Raw genomic sequence first — 21,003 nt, forward strand, 5'->3', positions numbered from 1 at the left:
TGTTTTTAATACCGTTTCCCGTGTTTTTCCGCATGTGTCCGCCCCGCACGGCCACCCGGGCAGAAATCAGACCACTTTTTCCGCAGTTTTTGGCGCGTCAACCGGGGCCTCGGCGGGGCCTGCCTGGGTCAGAACTTTTCGTTCATAGGGGGTTAAAAGGTCCGCCAGAGTGCGGGCGTCCAGCACAGTCATGAACGCACCCAGCGCCTCCCCCAGCACGCCGCGCAAGTGGCAGGCATTGGCCAGAAGGCATCCGCCTGCCGAACCTGAACGCCCCTCCCCTGCGGCAGAACCGGCACTGGTGGCTCCTCCCGCCGCCATACCCCGCGGCGAGGACGTCCCGCGTGCCGCGCTGCCTGCAAGCGCCGCCAAGGAGGCCCGTTTGCCTCCCCCACCCGCGGCCGCCAGGGCAGATCTGGAACCCGGCCCCATGCCGGGAGAAAGAGGCGACATGCAGCCCACAAGGGCCATGTCTTCCTCCGTATGGCGCACCACATCCCCCACATTGATCTGATCGGCAGGGCGGGCCAGCATCAGGCCACCACCCCGACCCCGCAGCGTATCCACAAAGCCGCCCCGGCCGAGGTGATGGATCACCTTCACCAGATGGTTTTCTGAAATGCCATAGACCTCCGCCACCTCCCGTATGGAGACACGGCGGTCTGCATGCACGCCCAGATAGAGCAGCGTGCGCAGGGCGTAATCTGTGTAAAGGGTCAGACGCATGCGTAAAGATACATCACCTTGACATCTTTTTTCCAGCGCTCAATAAGATGTATGTAATTTAGATCTTTAAAGGCACAGACTCCTATGGCTCCCCAGCTTGACGACACCACCCGCGCCATCATCACCGCCTGCGTGCCCGCCCTTGAGGCCCACGGGCTGGACATCACGCGGGAGATGTATGCCCGCCTGCTGGCAGACCCTGCCATCAGTGCGCTGTTCAATCGGTCACACCAGAAAAATGGAGAACAGCCCACGGCGCTGGCGCTGGCCGTGCTGATGTATGCCCGCAACATCAATGATCTGGGCAAGCTGGGCGGCATGGTGGAACGCATTGCGGAAAAACATGTGGGCCTGAACATTCTGCCCGAACACTACCCGCATGTGGGCACTGCCCTGCTGGGGGCCATCAAGCATGTGCTGGGCGATGCCGCCACGCCGGAGATCATGGATGCGTGGGCCAAGGGCTATCAGTTTCTGGCCGATGTGCTGATCAACCGGGAAGCCCAGCTTTACACCGCCAACGCGGACGCCCCCGGCGGCTGGACCGGCTGGCGCGCCTTTACCATCCGCAACCGCGTGGCGGAGAGCGAAACCGTGATGTCCTTTGATCTGGAACCAACGGATGGCAAACCCGTGCTGCCGCACAAACCGGGCCAGTATCTCAGCTTCAACATCACCGTGCCGGAACAGGGCTCCCAGCGGCGGAACTACAGCATTTCCTCCGCACCCAGCCAGAAAGGCTACCGTATCAGCGTGCGCCGTCAGCCTGAGGGGCTTGTCTCCAACTGGCTGTATGACAGCGCGGTTGTAGGCACGGAGCTTCTGGTATCCGCCCCTGCCGGATCCTTCATTCTGCCCACGCCTGTTGCCGCCCCCATTGTGCTGCTGAGCGCTGGTGTAGGGCTGACGCCTTTCCAGTCCATGGTGGATACACTGACCGCAGACATTGGCGCGCAAACAAGTGCTGCTTCCGGCCTGCACTATATCCACGGCACGCACTCCGCCCAGACCGAAGCCTTCGGCCCCCATATCCGCGCCCTTGCGGCCAAAGGGGCTATCAAAGCCGATGTGTTCTACAGTCACGGCCCGCTCCCGGCTGAGCAGACTGCTGGCACAACCGCGCATCAGGGCCGCGTGACCATGGAGTGGGTGCGCGCCAATACTGCGCCAAACGCCGTGTATTACATCTGCGGGCCAGAAGGCTTCATGCAGGACATGATCTCCGGCCTGAAAGCGGCGGGCGTTCCGGAAAACCGTCTGCGGCATGAAGTATTCGGCCCGGCCACCACCGTGGAAGATACGCTCTGCGCCGCCTGACCTGACCGCCAGAGGCAGCCCCTGCCCCGCATTTCAGCGCGACATGGGCTTGCCTTGCCGGAACGGGAAGATGCGGGGCCGCATCATTGAGGGAGGGCGTGTGTCAGTCGGGCTGGAGCGGGGCACCGCAGATGCCGGTTCGGCCGAGCCACTCCCTCCGTCTCAAACAGACTGTCACCTGCTCAGCCCGAGCCAGCTTCGCGTGGGCTGCCCTCTCCTTTGTCACATGTCTTATTGTCTTCACGCCGCAGGGGCACACCCCACTGTTCAGGTTTTGCAACAAGGAAGATATGCCATGCCACACGCCCATTCCTCACACAGCGCTGGCGGGCCGGTGCGCATTCGCCGGGTGTACGAAGACCCCCTGCCCGACGATGGCGCACGCGTTCTGGTGGATCGGCTCTGGCCGCGCGGGGTCAGCAAGGAACGCGCGCACCTGACGCTGTGGCTGAAGGACATTGCCCCCAGCACCGCCCTGCGCCAGTGGTTCGGCCATGATCCCGCCCGGTGGGACGACTTTCAGCGCCGTTACAGGGCAGAACTTGCCCAGAACCCGGACTGCGTGCGCCAGATTTTGGACCTTGCCCAAAAGGGACCAGTCACCTTGCTCTACGGTGCCCGCGACACCGAACATAATGAGGCCGTTGTGCTGGCGTCCTATCTATCCTCCCTGCAAGAGAATTAGGAAACGACCATCCGCCACAGTAAAATGGCAGGCATTTCAAGGCTTCATAAACAGCGTTGAAAGCCTGCCACGAGCCCAAAAGCCTTCGCTCCCTCAGCAAAAACACACATGCGCACTCAATTTTGCGCGGACGTTATTCAACCGCCCCGGAACTCAGTGAGACAGGAAAGACAGGTTGTTGATGTATTTCTGGAGGAAGAAGCCAAAAATAATAGCGATCCCCCACAGGGCATACACAATCATCGCCTGCGCGGTTGGCAAGCCTTCCAGCTTCTCCGTTTTCATGGCCACGCGAACAATTTTATGAATAACCCGGCGGCGTGGTGCCCCTTTGATCCACTGCGCTTCCGTTGTGAGGAAAATCTCACTCAGCCCCCCTGCATAGACATACCCGTCAAAGAACAGGTTCATCCCGATCAGAACAGACTCTGCCTGGACTCTAGTCCACGCCATGAGCGTAAGGGTTTCCTGATGAACGGACAGAAAGGGATGGCTTAGCGCCAGAAAAACAATACTCAGCGCGCCAATTGCACCGCCTTGCACCGCAGGCAGCACCGGCTTTGTAAAGCCCTCCGCCAAGCCGCGTCGGATACCAGCCAGCAGCACAGTAAACGCATAAAAATACACAGCCATTTCGGCGCTTATGATTGCTCTTTCCGCAGCGGCATAAGCCGCAAGGCACAGCAGGAGGGGCAGCCAGAACGTCTTCAGTCCCACATGCTTCTGCGTCCTGAATATCTCAAAAAACCGGGCAATCCGACCTGTTACGGCTCCTTTGAAATAAAGATTTCCCGACATCGGCATTTCCTTTTTCTGGTTGTTTCAGAACAGTCCAGGCTTGGAGACGGAGTGAAAAATCTGTCAGGTGGGTCCGTGGGCTGCATGCGTTGGCCTTTCATCCCGATGCGCCCGCATCATCGTGCCTTCATGCTTGGCCTTTGCTGCTGCCAAAGTCCCTCGCCGCCACACCAGCAGAGTTTCCACCTCCTTTTTAACCAAACGGGCGCAGAGTCCCGTACCTCACACTCGCGCGAGCAGCGGCACCAAGCAGGAAAAATCCACCGGCTGGCCCAACCGTGTCGCCCGAGCCGTTTTGGCCGCGCGGCGGGTGTTTTTGTCTCTATCGGGCCTTTCGCAGTTCTTCTGGCCGAGCAAAAGAACAAACCGGGAAACGTGTCAGAAACAGGCCGTACACCTGAGTGGGAGAAAACTATCCACAGAGTTTTCCTACACCCTATCCCCGGTTTCTGTGGATAAGAGTCATGGTTCTGTCACACTTCAACACAGCGAAAATGGCGGTTTTCTGCGGGTTATGGCTTTTCATGCGGAGTCCACCCAAAACAGGCTTGACGTGGCGAAAGTGTGACGAGTCGAACAAACGCCAACTCATCCACACCCTGACGGGTGATTTTTACAGGCTTTGGTTTTGTCAAGCGTTATCCGCCACCCAGTTGCAGACTGGCTCATGGCTTGGCACAAGAGAGCCCACATTCTGCGCCCTGGCCGCTCTTTCCGCACTTGGCGGGCCAGCACGCGTCACTCAGATCAGGATAACCACAGGGGTCCATGCACTTCATTCTCACCTTTTCCTGCCCGGACCGCCCCGGCATTGTGGCGGCCATCTCCTCCGTGCTGGCTGAAAAAGGGGCCAATATCGCGGAAACCCACCAGTTCAGTGACCCGGACACCGGCACGCTGTTCATGCGGTTGGCCTTTGTGGCCCCGCGCACCAACAGCCTTGCGGAAATGGAGCGCTGCCTGAACCCCGTGGCGGCAGAATTTGGCATGGCCATGCGCCTGCATGATGCCAGCGTGCTGCCGCGCATCATCATCATGGTGTCCCGGTTTGATCACGCGCTGCTCAACCTTCTGTATCAGGTGCGCGTCAACTGGCTGCGGGCTGAAATTGTCGCCATTGTCTCCAACCATCAGGACAGCGCCCAGGCTGCCGCGCAGGCAGGTATTCCGTATTATTACTGGCCCGTGACCAAAGAAAACAAAACAGAACAGGAAGACAAGCTACGGGCATTGGTGAAAGACACGGGGGCCGCCCTGATTGTTCTGGCCCGCTACATGCAGGTGCTTTCTGACAGCCTTTCCGCTGACATGAGCGGACGGATCATCAACATCCATCACTCCTTCCTGCCCTCTTTCAAAGGCGCACGCCCTTACCATCAGGCCTATGCCCGAGGAGTAAAGCTGATTGGAGCCACAGCCCATTATGTCACCGCTGATCTGGATGAAGGCCCGATCATCGAGCAGGAAACCGCCCGCGTCACCCACAATCTCTCCCCCGAGGACTACATTGCCACAGGCCGGGGCGTTGAATCTCAAGTTCTGGCCCGCGCTGTAAAACTGCATGTAGAACAACGCGTGATGCTGAACGGCCGCCGGACAGTCGTGTTTTCCTGAAAACACAAGACGACTACCCACAGAGGGAGAGAAAGCGCCCGCCACCGCAGTCGCATGACAAGGCTCTCCCTTCCCCGGTTGCATATCCGCACAAAGCGGAGCGGAACAGCCTATGAACCGGCGGTTTCTCCCCCATACCCCCGCATGGGGAGTGACTGGCAGGACTGGCCGCGCGTAATGGCGCGCGGTGGTTTCTATCCACGCTCCCCCACAGGTGGCGACGATTTTTAGATACTTCAGCTTCACGCTTGGCAAGTTTCTATCCATACCCCCGCACGGGGAGCGACAGTGGGAGCATAGTAGGAGAACAGGACTGGGGGATGTGGGGATGTGCGCGAACCTGTGTGGAAAGCGGGGAATTGTTACGCTTCCATCTGGCGGTTTGAGAGAAAACCTTTTGGTTTGAAAGGGGGCCGGGTTGCGCAAACCTGGAGGGTTCGAAAAACCCCCTGGTATTGAGGTCTGCTCTGTGATTCCATTTCCCCTTAGTTGATTGGGGATGATGAAAGATGAAGCAGCCGGGTTTCTTTGATGTTGAAGAACGGCTTGCCCGCTTGAGCGGGCTTGGTGATCAGCTCGAAGCATTTTCCCGGACTGTGGATTTTGAAGTCTTCCGCCCTGACCTGGAGAAGGCTCTGGCGTATTCTGACGGAAGCAAAGGCGGACGACCGCCATTTGATCCGGTGCTGATGTTCAAAATTCTGGTGATCCAGACGCTCAACAATTTGTCTGATGAGCGGACGGAATATCTGATCAACGATCGCCTCTCCTTTATGCGTTTCCTTGGGCTGGGACTTTCAGATCGGGTGCCGGATGCCAAAACGGTCTGGCTGTGTCAAAAGCGTCTGACCCAGGCGGGTGCGATCGATGGGCTGTTCAACCGCTTTGATGCGACCCTGCGCAACGCCGGGTATTTACCGATGTCAGGCCAGATCCTGGATGCCACACTGGTAGCTGCTCCAAAGCAGCGGAACACCAACGCAGAGAAAGCCGATCTTCGGGAAGGACGTATTCCTGAAGACTGGCAGGACAAACCCGCAAAGCTGTCGCACAAGGATCGTCATGCGCGCTGGACACTGAAGTTCACGAAGGCGAAGCGGCAGGATGATGGAACCATGCCCTCCAGCGATCTCGCCATCCCGTTCTTTGGCTATAAATCGCATGTTTCCATCGATCGGAAATACCGGTTCATCCGGAAATGGAAAACAACGCATGCCGCCGCCAGTGATGGCGCGCGATTGAGAGAGGGGCTGCTGGATAAAACCAATACGGCCTCAACGGTCTGGGCTGACACGGCCTATCGCTCAAAAGCGAATGAGGACTTCATGGAGGAGCAGGGCTTTGTCTCGAAGGTTCACAGGAAAAAGCCGCATCTCAAGCCTATGCCCAGGCATATCCAGAAATCCAACGCCGGAAAGTCCGTTATCCGGTCGCGTGTCGAGCATGTCTTTGCTGATCAGAAATCACAGACCGGGCTGTTCGTCCGAACCGTCGGCATAACGCGGGCCACCATGAGGATCGGGTTGGCCAATATCGTCTATAATATGCGCCGCTTCCTCTTCCTGGAGCGGATCAGCGCGAATGCATAGCAATCCAGCGGGGGGCAGCACTCAATCTGCTCAAAACGCAGATCGAAAACGAACCCAAAAGTAGTCAATCAAATCGCCAAAAACCTGAAATCACCAGCCAAGCGTATCAATCAAGGGTTCTTCGACGCGGAAATCTCACGGAAGGGTTGTACATCGGGTTAGATTATGAAAAAGTCTATTTTGTGTAAAAGAAATTTTCGTAAGCTATAAGAAAACCCGATGCAGACAGAGTGTAGCGCAGGCGCGTATGAATTTCCAGCCTCCTATGGACGGCGTGTTGTAGCCCGTTTTGACGGGGGTCGCATGAGTTCGGATGGGGGCGTCATTCTGGTGAAGCAGGCTGATGACATTCTGGGGCTCAGCCGCCGCTTTGCTGCCTGTTTTCGCGATAAGCGGCATCCTGCCTTTGTGGAATACCGGGTTGAAGACCTTGTCCGTCAGCGGATCATGGGCCTGGCACTGGGCTATGAAGACCTTAATGACCATGACGCTTTACGTCATGATCCTGTCATGGGTCTGGTATCGGGACGTCTGTCAGGAAGCCGGGCCAACTGTGCGGCACTGGCAGGAAAATCCACACTGAACCGGCTGGAGCGCAGTGGCCACAAGGCAGACCGTTACTGCCGCATCATTGCTGATCATGAGGCACTGGCGGAGCTGTTCGTCACGCTCTACATGGACCGGCATGATCGGGCTCCTGCCCGGATCGTTCTGGATGTGGATGCCACCGATGATCGTATCCATGGCCATCAGGAAGGCCGGGCCTTTCATGGATATTACGGCCATAACTGCTATCTTCCCCTGTATGTCTTCTGCGGGGACCATCTCCTCAGCGCTACCCTGCGCACGGCAGACAGGGACCCGGGGAAGGAAGCACTGGCAGACATCCGCCGGATCGTGGAGCAGATCAGGAGCCGCTGGCCCCGGGTGCGTATCCTGGTGCGTGGGGACAGCGGTTTCGCCCGGGACAGTCTGATGACATGGTGCGAAGACAACCACGTTGACTTCCTGTTTGGGCTTGCAGGCAACACCCGCCTGTATGACCGGATTGCCTCTTTGTCCGCTGAGGTTCGTGACGAAGCCGCCACGACAGGCAGAGCGGCGCGCGGTTTCGCCTCCTTTGACTGGATCACAAAGGACAGCTGGACGCACCGCAGGCGGGTCGTGGCCAAGGCCGAATGGCGCCACGGCAACCGCTATCATCGCTTTATTGTCACCACGCTACCGCAGGGAATGTCCGACCCCCGCCATCTCTACGAACAGATTTACTGCGCACGCGGGGATATGGAAAACCGCATCAAGGAATGCCAGATGGATCTGTTCTCAGACAGGACCTCGTCCCACACCATCCGGGCCAACCAGCTCCGGCTGTGGTTCTCGGCCGCAGCCTATGTCCTGCTGACCGCTCTGCAAAGACTGGCCCTTGGCCAGACCAGCCTGGAGACGGCGACCTGTGGCACCATACGCGCACGACTGCTCAAAATCGCGACACGTGTAACGCTCAGCGTCCGTCGGATTGTCCTGTCCATGCCGGACATGTTCCCCTGTCAGCATGAATTCGCCCTCGCTCATGCACGATTGCGAAGGCTCCGGCAGGCCATCTGAAGAAACAGACAGTGCACAGACCACATAGCTTCCACCAACACTGCCTTCTCAGGCCGTGACACCCTCACTGCGTTCAGAACCCGCCGCCAGAAGCAGAATATCGTCAATATTCCAGATCGGGCTCCTGTGGGATGACTGAACTCTACAAAATGACCTGAAATTGCCTCAAGTGTGAGATGGGGTGGTTGCCGTCCTCCCCGCACGGCATCGCAATGTGCCAGAATGGTCGTTGGAAGAAACGACTGCGCGAAAGGACGGCAGATGAAGGATACAGTGATAGGCGTTGATCTGGCAAAGAACATTTTCCAGGTTCATGGAGCTTCGCGTGCGGGCGAGGTGATGTTTCGCAAAAAGCTGCGTCGTCAGCAGTTTATGCAGTTCATGGCCACGCAGCCGCCTGCTCTGGTCGTTCTTGAAGCGTGCGGGAGCGCGCATTACTGGGCTCGCGAACTGGCAGGAGCTGGTCACGAGGTCAGACTGATCGCTCCGCAGTATGTGAAGCCTTTCGTGAAGCGCCAGAAGAACGATGCTGCTGATGCGGAAGCGATTGTCATTGCGGCCCGTCAGCCGGAAATGCGCTTTGTCGAACCACGCACTGAAGCGCAGCAGGCGCGTGGCGTTCTTTTCCGGGCCCGGCAGCGTCTGGTGCACCAGCGCACGGAACTGGTGAATGCCCTGCGTGCCGTTCTGTATGAATTCGGTCTCGTCGTGCCACAGGGGATTGCGCATATCAGACACATTGAAGCCATGCTGGATGAGGCGGTTCTGCCAGAGGCTGTGAAGCAGGAATGCCTTGATCCGCTGCGACAGATTTCGGAGCAGAGTGTGCGGATTGATGTCAGAACAAAGAAGATCAGGATGCTTGCCCAGGAAAGTGAAAACACCTGCAGATTGCAGAGCATGCCTGGAGTGGGTCCTCTGACCGCTCTTGCGATTGAAGCTTTTGCGCCTGACCTGCAGAGCTTCCGGCGCGGGCGCGACTTTGCTGCGTGGCTGGGGCTGGTGCCCCGTCAGTTCTCATCTGGCGGAAAGGAAAGGCTGGGGAAGATATCAAAAGCCGGGCAGGCTGATATCCGCAGGCTTCTCATCATGGGCGCCATGACCCAGGTGAACTGGGCCAGCCGTAAGGCCCCTGCACCGGGAAGCTGGCTGGCACGGATGCTGGCCCGCAAGCCCCGTATGCTGGTAGCCATTGCGCTGGCCAACAGGATGGCACGAGCCATCTGGGCCATGGCAACAAAACAGGAGGATTATCGGGATCCGGCCCTGTCCGTGGCAGCCTGAGCGATGGCTCGGCTCCCGCGGATGGAACCGGTAGGGGTGTGAGAGGGCGATGACCTGAATGGGCGCATGATCGTCTGATCCGGATCGGAAAAACCAGTGGATTTCTCTGTGCTTTAAAGCACGCCTGTGAGATTTGGATCTGATCCGCTGATCACCATACTGGCCAGTGGCTTCTGAAAGGCCACATCAACAGGCCTTACAGAAGACCGCACACGATCACACGTCAATATGGGTCAGAAAACTCTTGCATAACGGACGGCAACCATATGTGGACGGCTCCCCCTTGCAAGGGGCTAGGCAAGAAAATGATCGGATCTTTGCTTCCATATGTCCGGCCTGTTGATGCGGCCATAGGGTCGCTGGCCAAGATGGCTTCCGCAGCGTGAGCCCCAAACACAGAAGCGGTCTTTGATGACCACTGGTTGCCACGGGTTTTCTCACGCCATGGATCGATCGATCACACCATCTGCTCTATTACTTGCAAGCCACGACCTCAGCTCGGCACGAGAGCGTCAAATGTCAGCGCATCGTGCCAGGCTAAGCTCAAACAGCAGCTGCGCCGAGTTGCTGCAGAAGGCGCTTATAGTGTTCGCCGCTGACCATCAGTTTCCAGGCAATCCGCGCAATCTTATTGGCAAGGGCCACCGCTGCGAGTTTCGGTTTTTTGCGCTCCAGCAATTCACGTAACCAAGATGAGGCATTCTTCCCATTGGTCCGCCGGGCATGCGACACGACTGCGGTCGCGCCAACCACCAGCGTGCTTCGCAAGACCTCATCGCCAGCGCGTGTGATTCTGCCAAGCCTTGTTTTTCCACCGGTTGAGTGATCCCTGGGCGTCAATCCGATCCAGGCCGCAAAGGCTCGACCCGATTTGAACAGATGCGGATCAGGCGTTTTCATCATCAGCAGCGCTGCGCCGATCGGGCCAACGCCCGGAATTTTCGCAAGACGCTGACTGCATTCGTTGGCGCGGTGCCATGCCATCACCTTGCCCTCAAGCTGTTCGATTTCACCTTGCAATTCAGCATATTCCTTTGCGTGAAGGGCAAACAACTCGCGCGTCAATGTGGGCAGGCTTTCGTCCGCAGCGATCCGATCAAGGAGTGCCTCAATCCGGCACATGCCTTTGGGCGCCGTGATCCCAAACTCGGCAGCATATCCCCGGATCGTATTGGCGAGCTGTGTGCGGTTCCGGATAAGTCGTGCCCGCATTCCAATCAGCATCAACGCTGCCTGCTCTTCCTCGCTCTTGAGCGGGACGAACCGCATTGTAGGCCGACTCATCGCTTCACAGAGGGCTTCCGCGTCGGCGGCATCGTTTTTCCCGCGCTTGACATAAGGCTTCACGAGCTGCGGCGCGATCAGCTTCACTGTGTGTCCCAGACACGAGAGCACCCGCCCCCAGTAATGGGAGGCGCCACAGGCCTCAATCGCGATTTCAATCGGGGGCAGTTTCTCAAAAAACTTTACCATCTCCCGGCGGGATAGCTTCCTGCGCAAAACAGGCTGCTCCTTCGCGTTTACACCGTGCAATTGGAAAACACTTTTTGACGTGTCCATGCCAATACGGATAATTTGTTCCATGGGTGGCCTCCTCTGTGAATTCTGCAACGACTTCACCTTGGCACATCGCGATGCCGTTGGGAGCCGTCCACCCCATCACAGAAGGGACAATGTGGCAAACACAGCTTGCAAGGCCGTATCTGCATACAAACGCGCCTGCCAGAACACCACGCCATACAACACGGAGGCTATCAGCATAATGGGCCAGCACAACATGATGCGGCGGCCCGTAAGCCAGACGCCCAGCGCGCTGGCGACCACCGCAGCGATTTCAAGCGGACTCATGCAGGGAATGTCCTGTGTTGCTCACACGCCATTGCCCAACCCCGCACTGTGAAAACTGGCAGGACACCCATCAAAGCAGGGTAAAAACAAGGCTGTTTTAACAATATCTTTTGAAAATATGGAATCACATAATTCCACCCAGCCTGTTTTCTCCCGTTCAATCGGAGAAGGGCCTGACGCTGCCTTTCAGGCATGGGGACGATGCTCCGATGCAGAAAAAGCTGGCGCGTTGGTAGCGGGCGAAACATCGGCCGCATACCGGGTCAGCCAGTCCAGAAGCGCCTGCCCCTCCGGCCCGGCGAACCAGCGGGCATGGCCCAGAAGATAATCAGTATAGGCAACATCGGCCGAGGCATGATCCTGCAAAAGTGTTCCAAAATAAGCAACTTCTGAAAATGCAAATTCCACATGCACCAACGGTAGGAACGCCACCAGTTGCGTCCATTCTGCGGCATCAAGAGGGTGCGTGGCATGGTATCCTTGCAAAAATGCCTCAAGTTGCGCGTAGGCTACCACTCCATGGGAGCGGGAAAGGTCCAGCCAATCGATCATGCTGCGTTCTATGGCCACGGCCAGATCAAACGGAACGCAGGTGCGCTCGGCCATGCCAAAATCCAGAATGCAGGACACCTTGGCTTCTGTTTTCGTTTCTTCCGGATTTTGCCAGAACAGATTGGAACCGTGCCAGTCTCCATGCCCCCAGCAGGAACGAATATGGGGGAGCAACGGGCGCAATAGGGCATGGAACGGCGTAAGCACAGCCTGCACATCGTCCTCCCACGTATGGGGTGCAAGCTGTTCCGCCAGACCGGGTTGCTCCTTTACCCATTGTCGCAATGCGGGGAGCAGATCTGACTGGCCAAGGGCGTTCATGCTGGATGTCAGCGGCCTACCGGCAGGCACAGCCATACCTTGTGAAAAAGCCGCTTTCCCTGAGGCATTTTCTGCCTGCGTCTTCGTGCCCTGCCTTTGTGGGGCGGGCACGGTCCCCTCTCCACGAGATGGTGCCGCATAATCAGATGCCGCCAGATGCAGGCGGCCCAGCGCCTGCCCGGCAGCGCGGACATGAGCAGTAGAGTGATAAGGCTTCCAGGACATCACATCCCGATAGTCATCCTGGCCGGGGGCAGGTGGAAACAGTTCATAGGTCCACTCTCCCTGCGCCAGTGCCGTATGGCCGGAGCGCGTTGCCACTGGCAGGCAGACAGGTACATCTTTGGCCGCCAGATGCTGCATGAAGGCATGCTCTTCCTCCAGCGCGGCAACAGTGCGCAGGCTGGCGTGATGCCGTTTGAGAATAAAGGCGGCTTCTGGCTGAGGCAAACTGACGGTAATCCCCCCATTTTTAGTGGGGCATTGAATGAGAATTCAGGCAGCTGTTTTTAGTTTCTGGGCGGGGGTTAGCCCGCTGTTCCCCATGTTGGGTCTGTCATGGTTATATGTCCAGAGCCATTGTGTTGCGACCTCCTGCACGTCCTGAATGCTTTCAAACAAATACTGCTCCAGCCATTCCTGCCGGACAGTTCTGTTGTAGCGTTCAATATAGGCGTTCTGCTGCGGATTACCCGGTTGCGTATAGATCAGGGTAATCCCCTGTTTTTCGGCCCATGAAACCAACGTATGACTGACATATTCAGGGCCATTATCCATTCGGATGGCTTCTGGCCTGCCACGCCACTCCATAACCTGTTCCAGACAGCGGACAACCCGACAGGCTGGCAGGGAAAAATCAACCTCGATCGCCAGTCCTTCACGATTGAAGTCATCCAGAATGTTCAGGAGCCGAAAAGCACGTCCATCCATCAGCCTGTCCGCCATAAAATCCATGGACCAGACCCTGTTGGGAAGGGCCGGAACCGACAGTTTTTCTGGCTTTTCGCGAACCAGACGCCTGCGGGGTTCAATCCGCAGGTTGAGTTCCAGTTCCCGATAGATCCGATAAACCCGCTTATGATTCCAGAGCTGTCCCTGCACATTGCGCAGATACAGGAAACACAGACCAAATCCCCATCTCCTGTGAGCCTGGGTCAGTCCCACCAGAAGAGCGGCAATCCTGTCGTTCTCCGCTGCCAGTCGCGGACGATAGCGAAAGCAGGTCTCGGATATCCCAAAAATCCGACAGGCCAGCGCAATGCTGACCCCATGATGCGCCACAGCTTGTGCGGCCAGTTCCCGGCGCTGGGCTGGCCGCTTCATTTTTTTCCAAGGGCTTCCTTCAGGATATCCGTCTGCATGCTCAAATCCGCATACATGCGCTTCAGCCGACGGTTCTCCTCTTCCAAAGCCTTCATCTGACTGATCATCGAAGCATCCATGCCGCCATATTTCGCGCGCCACCGGTAAAACGTGGCGTTGCTAATCCCATGCTCCCGGCACAGGTCAGGAACCGGGACACCGCCCTCAGCCTGGCGGATCACACCCATGATCTGGGCGTCAGTAAAGCGATCACTCTTCATCAGAATCTCCTCAATTCTTACGCTGAGAAAATTCTCATTCAAAAGTCACTCTTTTTATGGGGGGATTACCCTGATTGTGGCGGATATTTTGTATCTCCCGCACGCGCAGCTTCAACTGCGGCTTCAACAACATGTGGAGGCGTAGGAAAATCTGGCTCACCCGACGAAAGACTGATGACCCGAATGCCTTCGGCTTTCAACGCCGTTGCTTTATCCGTCATTGCGGCTGAAGCAGAAATAGCAATTCCGTTAAGTCGATCGGCAAAACCCGGCATTACATACATACTCCGAAGATATTCTTACGCAAACGCGTGAGAATATTCAGTCAATTATCAATATGAAATGAATGTACGCCAAACCCGCCCTCAAGAGATAGCATTGAAAATCTTCTACCCCCATACAAGAATATTATGGAAAGTATATGAACACAAAAATAAGTAAATAATTATGAATTTATGATGCCATTTATAATTATCACGCAATACTTCTTGTTATTATATAAAATTCAAAACAAGCAAACCCTAACAACAGCAAATTATGCCAAGATATTCGTTTCGAATGTTTATTGACCTTCGCCAAAATTTCAGTAACAATAATTTGAAATGCAGCGCATGGAGATGACTTAAATTGGACATCAGGCGACTACAGGCATTCGTAAAAATCATTGATATCGGGAGCATTTCCCGAGCGGCTGATATTCTGAACATCGCACAGCCAGCCCTTAGCCAACAATTAGCTTCTCTTGAAACTGCATTCAAACAAAAGTTGCTTATCCGCAGCAAAATGGGAGTAACCCCAACAGCCGCAGGGCTGGAACTTTACCGCCACGCGCAAACCATGATCAAACAGCTTGATCGTGCCATGACAGAAGTTAGCAGTGGCGGTGGACCATTAGTCGGCAAAGTGTCCGTTGGTCTTTCTCCATATTCTTCCGGTTCTACTTTGTCCTTAGCTCTTCTAAAAGAAGTGCGTGCCAAATTGCCTGGTATCATACTCCATCTGACAGAAAGCTTCGATGACATTTACAGCGGAATGGTCATGACCGGTCGGCTAGATATGGCCATTATCCACGGTGCCGGGCCAATTAAAGGGGTCAATTTCACCCCCTTGATGAAAGAAAACTTTTTCCTGGTTGCGCCAGAAGATTCTGTTTTTGCGGGAAGAGGATCTGCGCCCGTTAAGCTTTCAGAGCTTACAGAAGTTCCGCTTCTGCTCCCGCCAGATTATAATTTCGTACGTAAACACATCAATACAGCTTTTGCACGCAAGCAAATAAAACCACACATTGTTGCAGAAGTTGAAGCTCTTCTGACACTTCAAGATGCTGTTGCTGCAGGCATTGGGTTTACTATTTTACCTTGGTCTGTTGCCAGCAAAATTATTGTTCCGGGAAAATCCCGCGTATATGAACTCTGCAGCCCAGTTATTCAGGAAGATGTTTCTCTATGTGTGCCAGAAAGTATTCCTGAAACGGAAGCAGGCGTTGCTGTTAGAAATATTCTTATTGCATTGGCCAAAAGCATGGTCATGTCCCAAAATTGGCCGGGTACACAGATTATGGATGCCTAAGAATTAAAAGCTGAACTCCATACACCATTAACAATTTAGAACAGATATTCTCATTAAACCGGCATCGTCTGTCTTTTGCTGTGGCTATAGGCCAACCATGATACACTCAAACCTATTCTTGTCATGGATCGACAGCCAATAAACACGGAATAGTCCCAATGCCCTCCTTCCCTTCTCTGTTTCATGCTGCGCAGGCACTTGCTGATGGCCGTACAACAGCCCGCAAGCTGGTAGAAAACGCTTTAGCCAACATTGCAGATCTACATGGAGAAGGGGCACGCACCTTCATGTCTGTGCATGCCGTAACTGCGCGTCAGCAAGCCGACATCATGGATAGGTTACGCTCTCAGGGACAAGCGCCTTCCCCTTTAGCTGGGTTGCCTATCTCTATTAAAGATCTCTTTGATGAAGCCGGTTCCATCACTAAAGCTGGTTCTATGGTGTTAGCGGATGCCCTGCCTGCCAGTACAGATGCTCCTGCCATTGGAAACCTTAAGCAAGCCGGGCTTATTAGCGTGGGCAGAACGACCATGACCGAATTTGCTTTCTCAGGCATCGGTATCAATCCGCATTTTGGCACTCCGGCCAATCCATGGCGCAGGCATGAAAAACGTATTCCCGGAGGATCTTCCTCTGGGGCTGCTATTTCTGTTTCGGATAACATGGCATTTGTAGGCATTGGCAGTGATACAGGGGGCTCCTGCCGTATTCCTGCGGCACTTACTGGCCTTATCGGCTTTAAGCCCACTGCGCGCCGTATTTCTACTAAGGGTACTGTTCCCCTATCTTCTACTTTAGATTCCATTGGAAGTATTGGCCGAACAGTAAAGTGTTGTTGGGCTGTAGATAGCCTGATGGCAACCGGAACGCTTCGCATACAGGATGCCCCAACCGGACGAGATGGACGCACTCTTCGCCTAGGTATTCTTGGCACTTCTGTCATGGAAGATATGGACGATACAGTGGCCCATACATGGGAAAATTGTTTGCGCAGACTTTCCAGAAACGGCGTTATGCTGGAAACATTTACCTGCCCTCCCCTTAAAGAAATTCCTAAAGCCAACAGCAAAGGGGGATTTCCCGCGGCTGAATCTCTTGCATGGCACCTGCCTCTGTTAGAAACGCACCGTAGTATTTACGATCCCTTTGTATTGCAACGCATTCTACGAGGTTATGAGCAAAACGCTGTGGATTACATTTCTTTACTGAAAAGCAGAACCAAGCTAATCCAGCAAGCAGCCGACATCATGAACCAGTATGATGCTGTTATTTTACCAACTGTGCCAGTTATTGCCCCAAAAATCAGCGATATGAATGATAACGCCCGCTATGCGGCTACTAACCTGCTCTTATTGCGCAACACCACTATAGCCAATTTTCTTGATCTATGCGCCATCAGCCTTCCCTGTCATCAGATGGGCGAAGCACCAGTGGGGCTGATGGTTATGGGCCGTTATGCTGAAGATCATGATCTTTTTCATATCGCTGCACAACTCGAACATATTCTTGCCCACTAAGCACTTACAGCAGTGTTTAGTGCGCCAATAGACAAACTGTCGATCTGCTTTTCGTCAGAGAGCTACCGAAGATACTTACTCTGACAATCCTGATAGCTGTATCAGACCGGAGTTCCCGGTCTGATATCATAAGCTTTCTGCACAAGAGGCGCCCGCTTTCCAAGGCCGTCTGTAACCTTCTGCTTCCATACAGCCTCTAGCTGTTCCTTCTGCTGGCCAATAATTTCCTTGGGCTCAACATTACGATAGCTATCAATTTCTCCCGTCAGAACACCAACCGTTGTTTCAAAAACCGGTTCGGGATCATACTGCTCATGCGGGAACGCAATATTTTTATAATCGAATAGACGTTTTGTAGGATCATCCACCCAGCTTTTCCAACTTTCGAACATGCGATCATTAAAGCCGGTAAGAAATGGTCCAGGGTTTACTGTAGCAACTTCAATCCCGAATTCCTTGACCTCCTGACTTAGTGCAGACGCAATTGCCTCAATAGCATGTTTGGAAGAGGAATAAGCACCGGAGAACGGATCTGTCGTTAAACCAGCTACGGATGACATAAAAACAATCCGGCCTTTCTTTTTCTCTACCATTTTTCTCAGAAGTAACTGTGTAAGTAAGACAGGTCCAATAACATTGACTTCATACTGACGCCGAAGATTTTCTGCTGGAATATCAGCAACGGCACCACCTTCAGAAATCCCAGCATTATTTAGTAGAATATCAACATCCCACTGAGTTGCCTTAAGGCGATCTCCCTCGCACGTGACATCCAGCTTCTCAACGAGCAAATCTACACCACGCTTTTTAGCTTCCTCGGATAATGCACGAACCTGTGATACAATTTCGACACCAGCAATAACATTGAAACCTTTTGCTGCCAGCCGAAGGGCAATTTCATGGCCAAAGCCGGTTCCTGCACCTGTTATGAGTATTGTGGACACCACTTTTTTCCTCTTCGCAATTCAGATATAGGACAAACAACGTATGGGCCAGCGTATGTGTTCCCGCCGTAGATTTTTTGGTCTCAATCAACGCTCCACTTTACACACTCATCATGTCACATGATGAGAAATAAAAATATCAAACGGAACCGATCCACAAAAATATGCAAGGTCTAAAATGTCTTTATTTCTAAAAGTATTTCCCCATAAAATACTTTTCCAATCAACATCTCTCTGTCTATCATGCAGGTAAATCTTAGTTCCATTCCAGCCACAATGATAACTTCGCAAAAATTCATCAACTTCAAGTGAAAAATTAAATCTCGTTGTAATAACAATAATTTTTATATCTTTTGTAGATCTCTGAAATGCAACAACATGGTCTGATAATGGACCTTGCACCAAAAGCTCTTTATATTGACCATTTGTAAAAATCTGTGGATAATTTTTTCTCAGTTTAAGAAGTGTGTATATTATAGGCTGTTTAATCCTTCCATCATGCCAAGAGGCAGTCAATTCTAATAGATTGACCTCTTGCTCTAAATTTTCTTGTAATTTTGAATAATTCACTGGTCTTCTATTATCAGGACCTACAAGACTGAAATCCCATTCCTCTCGCCCCTGATATAAATCAGGCACACCAGGAACCGTATAACGTAAAATAACCTGTGTTAGGCTATTAATTACAGAAGAAGGAGAAATAATATTTATAAATTCAGCAAGATTTTTTGCAAATGATGTATGTAGAAGCTGTATCATAAAATGTTGGCACATTTCTTCATATGCCATATCAGGTGCATCCCAACTGGTGCGTAAACCAGATTCTCGCAACGCTTTAGTTAAATAAGACTGTAACCTTTGAGATAAATCAGAAAAATCACTTTTATTTAATGGCCATGCAGAAATAAGTGTTTGGTATATAAATATTTCATCTGCCCTGGAAATCTGTTTTCCTAAATGGTCATATTTATGTAAGCTAGAATTTTGTTCAAACCAACATCTTACGATTTCAGACCATTTCGCCTCAGGTTCACTTAAAACCGTTAGGCGCGCTCTTCCATCCTCTCCGCGTTTATGATCATGCGTAGCTGTGCACAACAATGCTTCTGGATGTGACGCAAAACGAGACTTATTGGCTTGATGGAATGCCTCTATATTTTTTGAAAAAAGCGCTGGATCTGTTCCAACCTCATTCCGAGACAATAAGCGCGCATAACGATAGAATGCTGTATTTTCTCCAGCCTTAGCCGCTAAAGGGGCTGTTAGAGCCCTTTTGGAAATTCACGGATGAGCGTTTCGGCGTAGCATGAGGCTTCCCATGGCGATGTGGATCATGGCCTCTGCGACGTCGATCCGCTGTTCGTAGTCCTTCACAAGGCGACGCCAGCGGATCATCCAACCGAAGGTCCGTTCCACAACCCACCGACGCGGCAGGATTTCAAACCCTTTTGCTGTCTCTGACCGCCGGATGATCTCGACGCGGATTTCTCACACTTGAGGCAATTTCGGGTCATTTTGTAGAGTTCAGTCATCCCACAGGAGCCCGATCTGGAATATTGACGATATTCTGCTTCTGGCGGCGGGTTCTGAACGCAGTGAGGGTGTCACGGCCTGAGAAGGCAGTGTTGGTGGAAGCTATTGTGGTCTGTGCACTGTCTGTTTCTTCAGATGGCCTGCCGGAGCCTTCGCAATCGTGCATGAGCGAGGGCGAATTCATGCTGACAGGGGAACATGTCCGGCATGGACAGGACAATCCGACGGACGCTGAGCGTTACACGTGTCGCGATTTTGAGCAGTCGTGCGCGTATGGTGCCACAGGTCGCCGTCTCCAGGCTGGTCTGGCCAAGGGCCAGTCTTTGCAGAGCGGTCAGCAGGACATAGGCTGCGGCCGAGAACCACAGCCGGAGCTGGTTGGCCCGGATGGTGTGGGACGAGGTCCTGTCTGAGAACAGATCCATCTGGCATTCCTTGATGCGGTTTTCCATATCCCCGCGTGCGCAGTAAATCTGTTCGTAGAGATGGCGGGGGTCGGACATTCCCTGCGGTAGCGTGGTGACAATAAAGCGATGATAGCGGTTGCCGTGGCGCCATTCGGCCTTGGCCACGACCCGCCTGCGGCGCGTCCAGCTGTCCTTTGTGATCCAGTCAAAGGAGGCGAAACCGCGCGCAGCTCTGCCTGTCGTGGCGGCTTCGTCACGAACCTCAGCGGACAAAGAGGCAATCCGGTCATACAGGCGGGTGTTGCCTGCAAGCCCGAACAGGAAGTCAACGTGGTTGTCTTCGCACCATGTCATCAGACTGTCCCGGGCGAAACCGCTGTCCCCACGCACCAGGATACGCACCCGGGGCCAACGGCTCCTGATCTGCTCCACGATCCGGCGGATGTCTGCCAGTGCTTCCTTCCCCGGGTCCCTGTCTGCCGTGCGCAGGGTAGCGCTGAGGAGATGGTCCCCGCAGAAGACATACAGGGGAAGATAGCAGTTATGGCCGTAATATCCATGAAAGGCCCGGCCTTCCTGATGGCCATGGATACGGTCATCGGTGGCATCCACATCCAGAACGATCCGGGCGGGTGCGCGCTCATGCTGGTCCATGAAAAGCGTCACGAACAGGGTAGCCAGGGCCTCATGATCAGCAATGATGCGGCAGTAACGATCTGCCTGCTGCCCACTGCGCTCTAGCCGGTTCAGCGTGGATTTTCCTGCCAGTGCCACACAGTTGGCCCGGCTTCCTGACAGACGTCCCGATACCAGACCCATGACAGGATCATGACGTAAAGCGTCATGGTCATTAAGGTCTTCATAGCCCAGTGCCAGGCCCATGATCCGCTGACGGACAAGGTCTTCAACCCGGTATTCCACAAAGCCGGGATGCCGTTCATCGCGAAAACAGGCAGCAAAGCGGCGGCTGAGACCCAGAATGTCATCAGCCTGCTTCACCAGAATGACGCCCCCATCCGAACTCATGCGACCCCCGTCAAAACGGGCCACAACACGCCGTCCACAGGAGGCTGGAAATTCATACGCGCCTGCGCTACACTCTGTCTGCATC

Annotated in this window: 18 protein-coding genes and 2 pseudogenes; 9 read left to right on the forward strand and 11 right to left on the reverse strand. The window is 54.1% G+C overall.

Annotated elements, in window-relative coordinates:
• Nucleotides 1–66: 66 nt before the first annotated feature.
• Entirely contained in the window at nt 67–726 is a 660-nt protein-coding gene (locus tag A4S02_RS08550) for an RrF2 family transcriptional regulator (RefSeq protein ID WP_070323517.1), read from the reverse strand.
• An 84-nt stretch (nt 727–810) separates the two neighbouring features.
• Between A4S02_RS08550 and hmpA the strand changes: the two genes are divergently transcribed.
• Nucleotides 811–2,043, forward strand: a complete 1,233-nt coding sequence (hmpA, locus tag A4S02_RS08555; RefSeq protein WP_070323518.1) for an NO-inducible flavohemoprotein — start codon at nt 811–813, stop codon at nt 2,041–2,043.
• Nucleotides 2,044–2,338: 295 nt separating this feature from the next.
• The gene (locus tag A4S02_RS08560; protein ID WP_058987251.1) at nt 2,339–2,728 is read left to right on the forward strand and encodes a DUF488 domain-containing protein; all 390 of its coding nucleotides are present in this window, start codon (nt 2,339–2,341) and stop codon (nt 2,726–2,728) included.
• Nucleotides 2,729–2,881: 153 nt separating this feature from the next.
• Here the strand turns inward: A4S02_RS08560 and A4S02_RS08565 are convergent, their stop codons facing one another.
• A complete protein-coding gene (locus A4S02_RS08565) occupies nt 2,882–3,445 on the reverse strand; it encodes a hypothetical protein (protein WP_157885535.1) in 564 nt (187 codons plus the stop codon).
• A gap of 849 nt (nt 3,446–4,294) precedes the next feature.
• On the opposite strand from A4S02_RS08565, the gene purU reads away from it, so the two are divergent.
• The 5 genes from purU to A4S02_RS08590 all read left to right on the forward strand — a co-directional run bounded on the left by purU (nt 4,295) and on the right by A4S02_RS08590 (nt 9,618).
• A complete protein-coding gene (gene purU, locus A4S02_RS08575) occupies nt 4,295–5,140 on the forward strand; it encodes a formyltetrahydrofolate deformylase (RefSeq protein WP_070323521.1) in 846 nt (281 codons plus the stop codon).
• A gap of 54 nt (nt 5,141–5,194) precedes the next feature.
• Entirely contained in the window at nt 5,195–5,371 is a 177-nt protein-coding gene (locus tag A4S02_RS15670; protein ID WP_157885536.1) for a hypothetical protein, read from the forward strand.
• Nucleotides 5,372–5,649: 278 nt separating this feature from the next.
• The gene (locus A4S02_RS08580) at nt 5,650–6,729 is read left to right on the forward strand and encodes an IS5 family transposase (RefSeq protein WP_070323522.1); all 1,080 of its coding nucleotides are present in this window, start codon (nt 5,650–5,652) and stop codon (nt 6,727–6,729) included.
• A gap of 219 nt (nt 6,730–6,948) precedes the next feature.
• Nucleotides 6,949–8,334 (forward strand): IS1380 family transposase, encoded by a 1,386-nt coding sequence (locus A4S02_RS08585; RefSeq protein ID WP_070323523.1) that lies wholly within the window; start codon nt 6,949–6,951, stop codon nt 8,332–8,334.
• Nucleotides 8,335–8,595: 261 nt separating this feature from the next.
• On the forward strand, nt 8,596–9,618 hold the full coding sequence (locus A4S02_RS08590; RefSeq protein ID WP_070323524.1) for an IS110 family RNA-guided transposase: 1,023 nt from the start codon (nt 8,596–8,598) through the stop codon (nt 9,616–9,618).
• A gap of 543 nt (nt 9,619–10,161) precedes the next feature.
• Here the strand turns inward: A4S02_RS08590 and A4S02_RS08595 are convergent.
• The 5 genes and pseudogenes from A4S02_RS08595 to A4S02_RS15530 form a co-directional block, all read right to left on the reverse strand.
• Nucleotides 10,162–11,202, reverse strand: coding sequence for an IS110 family RNA-guided transposase (locus A4S02_RS08595; RefSeq protein ID WP_070323512.1), 1,041 nt, complete (start codon nt 11,200–11,202; stop codon nt 10,162–10,164).
• Nucleotides 11,203–11,277: 75 nt separating this feature from the next.
• Nucleotides 11,278–11,466, reverse strand: coding sequence for a nicotinamide mononucleotide transporter (locus A4S02_RS08600; RefSeq protein WP_070323525.1), 189 nt, complete (start codon nt 11,464–11,466; stop codon nt 11,278–11,280).
• A 186-nt stretch (nt 11,467–11,652) separates the two neighbouring features.
• On the reverse strand, nt 11,653–12,789 hold the full coding sequence (locus A4S02_RS08605) for a phosphotransferase enzyme family protein (RefSeq protein WP_228142329.1): 1,137 nt from the start codon (nt 12,787–12,789) through the stop codon (nt 11,653–11,655).
• A gap of 45 nt (nt 12,790–12,834) precedes the next feature.
• Nucleotides 12,835–13,922, reverse strand: a protein-coding gene (locus tag A4S02_RS08610) for an IS3 family transposase (RefSeq protein ID WP_099046890.1) whose coding sequence is annotated in 2 segments (ribosomal slippage) — nt 12,835–13,661 and nt 13,661–13,922 — 1,089 coding nt in all. Because the reading frame shifts where the segments join, the coding sequence is not laid out codon by codon here.
• A gap of 68 nt (nt 13,923–13,990) precedes the next feature.
• Nucleotides 13,991–14,197 (reverse strand): annotated as a pseudogene (locus A4S02_RS15530) (aspartate transaminase); the annotation flags it as partial.
• A 352-nt stretch (nt 14,198–14,549) separates the two neighbouring features.
• Here A4S02_RS15530 and A4S02_RS08625 point away from each other — a divergent pair.
• Both A4S02_RS08625 and A4S02_RS08630 read left to right on the forward strand, forming a co-directional pair.
• Nucleotides 14,550–15,491: a LysR substrate-binding domain-containing protein gene (locus A4S02_RS08625; protein WP_070323528.1), complete on the forward strand. Its 942-nt coding sequence runs from the start codon at nt 14,550–14,552 to the stop codon at nt 15,489–15,491.
• 158 nt (nt 15,492–15,649) lie between these two features.
• Nucleotides 15,650–17,008, forward strand: coding sequence for an amidase (locus A4S02_RS08630; protein ID WP_070323529.1), 1,359 nt, complete (start codon nt 15,650–15,652; stop codon nt 17,006–17,008).
• 101 nt (nt 17,009–17,109) lie between these two features.
• Here the strand turns inward: A4S02_RS08630 and A4S02_RS08635 are convergent, their stop codons facing one another.
• The 4 genes and pseudogenes from A4S02_RS08635 to A4S02_RS08645 form a co-directional block, all read right to left on the reverse strand.
• Nucleotides 17,110–17,955: an SDR family oxidoreductase gene (locus A4S02_RS08635; RefSeq protein ID WP_019088667.1), complete on the reverse strand. Its 846-nt coding sequence runs from the start codon at nt 17,953–17,955 to the stop codon at nt 17,110–17,112.
• Between the two features lie 108 nt (nt 17,956–18,063).
• On the reverse strand, nt 18,064–19,155 hold the full coding sequence (locus A4S02_RS08640; protein WP_228142330.1) for a malto-oligosyltrehalose synthase: 1,092 nt from the start codon (nt 19,153–19,155) through the stop codon (nt 18,064–18,066).
• A gap of 78 nt (nt 19,156–19,233) precedes the next feature.
• Nucleotides 19,234–19,431 (reverse strand): annotated as a pseudogene (locus A4S02_RS15130) (transposase); the annotation flags it as partial.
• 185 nt (nt 19,432–19,616) lie between these two features.
• Nucleotides 19,617–21,002, reverse strand: coding sequence for an IS1380 family transposase (locus A4S02_RS08645; protein WP_070323399.1), 1,386 nt, complete (start codon nt 21,000–21,002; stop codon nt 19,617–19,619).
• Between the last annotated feature and the right edge of the window lies 1 nt (nt 21,003).

The organism is Acetobacter ascendens, from assembly GCF_001766235.1.
GTDB lineage: Bacteria > Pseudomonadota > Alphaproteobacteria > Acetobacterales > Acetobacteraceae > Acetobacter > Acetobacter ascendens.

Bases quoted from the DNA above. Each gene is read 5' to 3' on its own strand.
- A4S02_RS08550 (WP_070323517.1), bottom strand. From the start codon at position 726: ATGCGTCTGACCCTTTACACAGATTACGCCCTGCGCACGCTGCTCTAT.
- hmpA (WP_070323518.1), top strand. From the start codon at position 811: ATGGCTCCCCAGCTTGACGACACCACCCGCGCCATCATCACCGCCTGC.
- A4S02_RS08560 (WP_058987251.1), top strand. From the start codon at position 2,339: ATGCCACACGCCCATTCCTCACACAGCGCTGGCGGGCCGGTGCGCATT.
- purU (WP_070323521.1), top strand. From the start codon at position 4,295: ATGCACTTCATTCTCACCTTTTCCTGCCCGGACCGCCCCGGCATTGTG.
- A4S02_RS15670 (WP_157885536.1), top strand. From the start codon at position 5,195: ATGACAAGGCTCTCCCTTCCCCGGTTGCATATCCGCACAAAGCGGAGC.
- A4S02_RS08580 (WP_070323522.1), top strand. From the start codon at position 5,650: ATGAAGCAGCCGGGTTTCTTTGATGTTGAAGAACGGCTTGCCCGCTTG.
- A4S02_RS08585 (WP_070323523.1), top strand. From the start codon at position 6,949: ATGCAGACAGAGTGTAGCGCAGGCGCGTATGAATTTCCAGCCTCCTAT.
- A4S02_RS08590 (WP_070323524.1), top strand. From the start codon at position 8,596: ATGAAGGATACAGTGATAGGCGTTGATCTGGCAAAGAACATTTTCCAG.
- A4S02_RS08595 (WP_070323512.1), bottom strand. From the start codon at position 11,202: ATGGAACAAATTATCCGTATTGGCATGGACACGTCAAAAAGTGTTTTC.
- A4S02_RS08600 (WP_070323525.1), bottom strand. From the start codon at position 11,466: ATGAGTCCGCTTGAAATCGCTGCGGTGGTCGCCAGCGCGCTGGGCGTC.
- A4S02_RS08630 (WP_070323529.1), top strand. From the start codon at position 15,650: ATGCCCTCCTTCCCTTCTCTGTTTCATGCTGCGCAGGCACTTGCTGAT.
- A4S02_RS08645 (WP_070323399.1), bottom strand. From the start codon at position 21,002: ATGCAGACAGAGTGTAGCGCAGGCGCGTATGAATTTCCAGCCTCCTGT.